Origin of the sequence: Archangium sp. (assembly GCF_036388035.1) — a bacterium.
Classification (GTDB): domain Bacteria; phylum Myxococcota; class Myxococcia; order Myxococcales; family Myxococcaceae; genus Archangium.
In genome coordinates, this window is the sequence record NZ_DASVSO010000985.1 from 1 (window position 1) to 6,459 (window position 6,459).

The 6,459-nt window shown below is 71.0% G+C and carries 4 protein-coding genes and 1 pseudogene; all 5 read right to left on the reverse strand.

Translation table 11 applies throughout. From position 1 onward, the window contains the following. Nucleotides 1-744, reverse strand: a pseudogene (locus tag VF697_RS40790) (FrgA protein); the annotation flags it as partial. Between the two features lie 170 nt (nt 745-914). After that, nucleotides 915-2,030: an NrfD/PsrC family molybdoenzyme membrane anchor subunit gene (gene nrfD, locus VF697_RS40795; RefSeq protein ID WP_331103806.1), complete on the reverse strand. Its 1,116-nt coding sequence runs from the start codon at nt 2,028-2,030 to the stop codon at nt 915-917. Nucleotides 2,031-2,032: 2 nt separating this feature from the next. Continuing rightward, nucleotides 2,033-2,824 carry a 4Fe-4S dicluster domain-containing protein gene (locus VF697_RS40800; protein WP_331103808.1) on the reverse strand — a complete coding sequence of 264 codons (792 nt, stop codon included), beginning with the start codon at nt 2,822-2,824 and terminating at the stop codon, nt 2,033-2,035. 5 nt (nt 2,825-2,829) lie between these two features. Continuing rightward, nucleotides 2,830-6,078: a formate dehydrogenase gene (gene fdh / locus VF697_RS40805; protein WP_331103810.1), complete on the reverse strand. Its 3,249-nt coding sequence runs from the start codon at nt 6,076-6,078 to the stop codon at nt 2,830-2,832. Between the two features lie 186 nt (nt 6,079-6,264). After that, on the reverse strand, nt 6,265-6,459 hold a 195-nt coding region (locus tag VF697_RS40810), incomplete at its 5' end, for an RDD family protein (protein WP_331103812.1).

The following is a 6,459-nucleotide window of genomic DNA, read 5'->3' on the forward strand; positions in this document are numbered from 1 at the left end:
CGCGGAGGGAGTCGTCGCCGGACGCGGCGGGGGCTGGGCGGGCGGCGCCAGGGGGGCGCTCTGGGGCGCGGCGGGCGGCCTCACCTCGAGCGCGACGGGCTCGCTGGCCACGGCGCGCGCGAGCCGCTCCACCATGTCCACGGTGAGGGAGGGCTCATCGGAGGCCGCGGGCTTCGGCGCAGGAGGCGGCGCCGGAGCGGGCGCGGGCGGTTTCGGCTGGGCCACCGCCGGAGCGGCCACCACCGGAGCGGCCGGAGCCGCCGCGCCCGTCTTCTCGGGGTCGAGCGAGGCGAGGATGGTGGTGTAGCGTTGGGAGAGGGGCTGCCGGTAGATGACGGAGATCCACTCGCGGACGCGGACCTCGGTGGCCACCCACAGCTCGAGCGGCTTGCCGAGGAGGAAGCCCACCTCGTCGAGCTCCTTCCGGGGTACCGGGTAGCCACAGGCCACGTGCAGGGTGGTGCCGTCGAGCGACAGCGGCACCACGCACAGGCGCTCGGCGATCTTCGGTGGGATGAAGGAGGCGACGTCGGCGTTGGGTTCGAAGTCGGCGAGGTTGACGGGCCGCAGTCCCGACGCCTCTCCGAGCGCGTGGAGCACCTGGGGCTCGGGCACGAGCCGACGCTCCAGCAGCGCTGTGTCGATGGAGCCCCCCTGCGCCGCCTGGTGACGCAAGGCTTCCTCGGCCTTGTCCTGGGGAAGGAGGCCTTGCGCGATCAGGGTTTGGGCAAGATGGGAAGGCATGGGGGACGCGGCATCTTAAGGCCGCGGCCAGCAGGCACAACGAATCCTTCAAGGACCGGGCCAGGATCTTCTAGCCGACTCCAGGAGGGGTGGGTAGGGCGAAGGGCGGCGCCTGCCTGCTCTCCTCCTTTGAGCTTCAACTCCCGGCAGGCTGGCAGCCGACGGGCCTCTCAGCGCACCACGGGGAGCGGGAAGCGCTCGGGCCGGGAGTCCCGGAGGACTTGGGAGGCGGCTCCCACCTCCGCCGCCCCGAGCCCCTCCCGCTGGGAGCGGAAGGTGGCCTGGGGATCTCGCGCGCTCGCCTTGCCCGCGGAGAAGAGGGAGAAACGCACCGCCAGTGCGCCCACGGTGGTCAACGCGCTCGCGGCCACCGTCTTCCAACGCTGGCGCCCGGGCCACAGCGACAGCGCGAGGCCCGCCACGGTGCACGCCTGGAACGTCTTCCACAGCGCCCCCGGGAGCCCCTGCTTCAGCGGCCGGACCACCGGCTCCGAGCGCGACGCCTCGCGCTCCACCGCACGGGCCGCCACCAGTTGCGCCACCGTGCCGCCGAGCCGGAAGGCGCGCGAGACCCGGTGCTCCGAGCGGCTCTGGGGGAACAGCTCGAGGAGCGCGCCGCAGCTCGCCACCGCGGAGCTCATGAAGAGCAGGGGCAGGGTGCGGTGCGTGTGCTGCCAGAGGGGGACGGAGGTGTTGGTGATGAGGACGGCGGTGTAGCCGGCCAGCGGCATGCCGAGCACGCCCCCGACGACGCTCGCCGCCCGGCCCACCTGTCCCAGGGCGCCGCGCTGGTGGGCGAGCAGCACCGCCGCGGCATTGCTCGCGCCGGAGCCCGTGAGAATCCACGAGCCCATGCTCATGGGCGAACTGGGCCGGAACACCCGCAGCATGTGGAGGAAGCGCTCGGGCCGCCCGAGGTCATGGATGAGCAGGGCCCCGCTCACCGCGTCGCCCAGGGCGCCCAGCCAGTGGCAGCGCCGCACGAGCCCCTGGAGGCGCCCTCGCCCGCTGAAGTCCGCGGCCACGCCGAGCAGGCTCGCGGCCCCGGCGAGCCCGCCCACGTAGAAGTAGAGCGGGATGCTCCAGATCCACACCGGCGGTTTGAGGGAGGGCTGGCCGTAGTACGTGGGCGCCCCCTCCTTTATAGGAACGGGGAGGGCGGGATGAGGCTCGTCGAGGTTCTTCACCCGCTGCCGAGCGCCCTCGCCCTGGAGCGTCCCCACCGCGGGGTCCACGTTGCGTCCGTCGCCGCGCCGCTCCGCCTCCGCCAGCCAGTCGTGCTCCATGGCTATTCCTCCACTCCCAACAGCACGGAGCCAAAGGCGAGCGCCGCCATGCCCAGGGCGCCCAGTCCCACCATGGCCCAGCTCCTGCGGCCCTTGAGCGTGGGCACCACGGGGTCGGGCGGCAGGTTGTAGACCTCGGGCTTGTCCATCAGCAGGAAGAAGGCGTTGAGGCCGCCGGTGCCCGGCTGGTTCTCCGCGTCCACCCCGTAGAGGTACGCGTCCGTGACGCCCCGCTCGTGCAGCTGTTCCACCCGGTGGCGCGCCCGCTCGCGCAATTCGTCCAGGTCGCCGAACTGGATGGACTGGGTGGGGCAGTGCTTGGCGCACGCCGGCGTCATGTCGTCCTTGAGCCGGTCGTAGCAGAGGGTGCACTTCCACGCCCGGCCGTCGTCCTCGCGCCGATCGACGACGCCGAAGGGGCAGGCCGTCACGCAGTAGCCGCAGCCGTTGCACACGTCGGGCTGGATGTAGACGGAGTCGAACTCGGTGCGGATGATGGCGCCGGTGGGGCACGCCTCCAGGCACCCGGCCCGCTCGCAGTGCTTGCACACGTCCGACATCATCAGCCAGGAGAAGTTCTCCAGCCCGGAGAGCTGGCCCGGCATCGGCACCGGCCGCTCCACGAAGGCCACGTGTCGCCAGGTGGCGGCGCCCAGGTGCCCGGTGTTGTCGTAGGACATGCCGGTGAGGTGGAAGCCGTCGTCCGGCAGTTGGTTCCACTGCTTGCAGGCCACCTCGCACGCCTTGCAGCCGATGCAGAGGGTGGTGTCGGTGAAGAAGCCCTTCTGTCCCATGGGTGCTACTTCTCCTTCCGCTCCTGCATTGGCAGTCGGGGCCCGGCTCCCCGGCTCTTCTCGCGCGTGCCAGCCGGCAGCGGCGGCGGCTTCCTCCGGCCCTTCGCTCCCCTGCGCACGGCGCGTCTTCCGGGCACGATGGTCCCGGTGAAGGCCTTGGACTCCTGGATGCTCACGTTGGGATCGCCCACGAAGCCGATGAGGTCGTTGGTGCTGTCCCCTCGCGCCCGGCCCACCACGCCCCAGTGGTAGGGCAGGCCGATCTGGTGCACCACGCGCCCGTCCAGCTTCAGCGGGCGCAGGCGCTCGGTGACGAGCACCCGGCACTCGATGTCCGAGCGCGCGGTGGACACCGTGGCCCAGCCGCCGTGCAGGAGTCCCCGCTCGCGCGCCAGCTCCGGAGACACCTCGCAGAACATCTCCGGCTGTAGCTCCGAGAGCCAGGACAGCCAGCGGCTCATTCCGCCCGCGGTGTGGTGCTCGGTGAGCCGGTAGGTGGTGAGCACGTAGGGGTAGCGCGGGTCATCCCAGGCGCGGTGGTAGGGGTTGTCGCGGCGGCGCCACTCCTGCCGCATCGGGTTGCACTGCTGCTTCGGGTAGAGCGCGTTGGGGACGACGGACTCGTGGGGCTCGTAGTGGGTGGGCAGTGGCCCGTCGATGATGCCGCTGGGCGCGAAGAGCCACCCCTTCCCATCCACCTTCATGAGGAAGGGCTCGATGCCGGAGAGGGTGGCCAGTCCCGTGGCTCCCTCCTGGGGGCGGTAGGATGGCGGGCGGTCCACGATGAAGTCGGGCTCGTCCTCGCCCGTCCACCGCCCTGCCTGCGCATCCCACCAGACGTACTTCTTGCGCTCGCTCCAGGGCCTGCCCTCGGGGTCGGCCGAGGCGCGGTTGTAGAGAATGCGCCGGTTGGCCGGCCACGCCCAGCCCCACTCGGGCGCCACCACGCTCTGCTGTTGCCCCGGCTTGCGCCGCGCCGTCTGGTTCACGCCGTCCGCGTAGCAGCCGGAGTAGATCCAACACCCGCACGCGGTGGAGCCATCCGCGGCCAGCTCGGTGAAGCCGCGCACCTGCTCCTTGCTGTCCAGCCGGTAGCCGCTGATCTCCCGGAGGACGGCCTCCGCGTCCGGCTCCTGGTGCGCGCCGGAGGTCGGGTAGTCCCAGAGAAGGTCCTGGACGGGCCGGTCCTTCGACTCCTGGGACGAGGCGTAGAGCTCCTTGAGCCGGCGCCCCAGGTGGAAGGCGAAGTGCAGCTCACTGCGCTCATCCCCGAGGGGCTCGACGGCCTTCTCGCGCCACTGCAACAGCCGCTGGGTGTTGGTGAAGGTGCCTTCCTTCTCGGTGTGGGCGGCGGCCGGGAAGAAGAAGACCTCGGTCTTGATGTCCTCGGGGCGCACCTCGCCGCTCTCGAGCTCCTGCGAGCGCTGCCAGAACTCGGCCGTCTCGTTGAGGACGAGGTCGCGCACCACCAGCCAGTCCAGCTCGCGCAGGCCCTTGCGCTGGAGCGCGCCGCTGGAGGAGCCCACGGCGGGGTTCTGGCCCATGACGAAGTAGCCCTTCACCTTGCCATCCGCCATGTCCGTGATGGTGGTCAGGTGCGAGTGGTCCCCGGTGAGCCGAGGCAGGTGGCCGAAGAGGTAGTCATTGTCCGCGCGGGCCGCGTCTCCGAAGTACGCCTTCAGCAGGGAGACGAGGTACTTGGGCAGCTCGCTCCACCAGCCGGACTGGGCCTGGTTCGTCCGCAGGTACGCCTCGAGGTTCGCGTTGCCCACGTGGGGCATGGGCAGGTAGCCCGGCAGGATGTTGTAGAGCGTGGGGATGTCGCTCGAGCCCTGGATGGAGGAGTGGCCGCGCAGCGCCAGGATGCCTCCGCCCGGCCGGCCCATGTTGCCGAGCAGCAGCTGCAGGATGGCGGCGGTGCGGATGTACTGCACCCCGCCCACGTGCTGCGTCCAGCCCACCGCGTAGCAGAAGGCGCTCGTGCGCTCGCGGCCCGAGTTCTCGCAGAGCGTCTCCGCGACCTTCAGGAACAGGTGCGGGGGCACTCCGCAGATCCGCTCGACGATCTCTGGCGTGTAGCGGGCGTAGTGACGCCGCAGCAGCTGGAAGACACAGCGCGGGTGTCGCAGCGAGGGGTCATGGCTCTCGACGGACAGCCGTGCCTCGCGCGGGTTGCCCTCGCCCATGCCCGGCTCGGAGAACAGGTGCGCCTGGCCGGCGGCGGACACCGTGCCACTGGCCCCCTCGTACTGCCAGGTGGTGGTGTCGTAGCGGGCCTCGTCCGGCTTCCAGCCGCTGAACAGGCCCTCGAGATCCTCGGTGTCCTGGAAGCCCTCGCGGATGACGGCCGGGGCGTTGGTGTAGTGGACGACGTAGTCCTTGAAGTAGCGCTCGTTCTCCAGGACGTAGCGGATGAGCCCCCCGAGGAACGCGATGTCCGAGCCCGCCCGGAGGGGCACGTAGACGTTGGCCATGGCGCTGGTGCGCGAGTAGCGCGGGTCCACGTGGATGACGGTGGCGCCCCGCTCCTTGGCCTCCATCACCCACTGGAAGCCCACCGGGTGGCACTCGGCCATGTTGCTGCCCTGGATGAGGATGCAGTCAGCGTTGCGCAGGTCCTGCTGGAAGTTGGAGGCTCCGCCGAAACCGAACGAGATGCCCAGACCGGGCACCGAGGAGGAGTGTCATATGCGGGCCTGGTTCTCCACCTGCACGACGCCCAGCGCGGTGTAGAGCTTCTTGAGGAGGTAGTTCTCCTCGTTGTCCAGCGTGGCCCCGCCCAGGTGCGCGATGCCCATGGTGCGGCGCACCTCGTGGCCGTTGCCGTCGGTGGCCTCCCAGGTCTCGTCGCGCGTCTTCTTCACCCGCTGGGCGACCATCTCCATGGCCTGCTCGAGCGGGAGGACTTCCCACCGGGTGGCGCCCGGGCGCCGGTAGAGCACCTGCTTCTCCCGGTGCGAGCCGGTGACGAGCTGGAAGGTGGCCGCGCCCTTGGGGCACAGCCGCCCGCGCGAGATGGGCGAGTCCGGGTCGCCCTCGATGTCGGTGATGCGCCCGTCCTTCGTATAGACGAGCTGCCCGCAGCCCACGGCGCAGTAGGGGCATACGGAGCGCTTCACCGCGTCGGCGTCACGCGTGCGGGGCCGCAGCCGCTCGCTGCGCTCCGTGGCCGCCGTCCTCCCCAGGCCATGCGGATCTCTCGCCTTGAGTTGCCGCAGGACCGGCCAGCGCGTGAACAGATCGACGAGTCCCACGGGGCACCTCCTGGACCAGGGGCAGCGTGGTCCAAGGGTGGGGATTCCGGGGGCGTGGGGTGAGCCCCTCGGTCATCGCACGGGCGGGCAATGGCGGTTCCAGTCCTGGACAACCGCGCCCCGAGCCAGCGGACCGTGAGCACCGAGGGGGCCGGGACTCCCCGGACCCCCAGCGGTGGTGGAGGACTAGCTCGGCTGCACGACGTACGTGGACGTGAGCTTGTCGTGCAGCGTCTGGCCGCGGCGGTCGAAGAGCGCCATCCAGAAGCCGGCCAGGAAGAGACCGAACGACAGGCTGGCGAGCACCGCGCGCACGATGGCACGGCCCGGAGCCGGGGCGAGCCCGTGGGTGTCCACGAGCCGCAAGCCGAGCAGACGCCG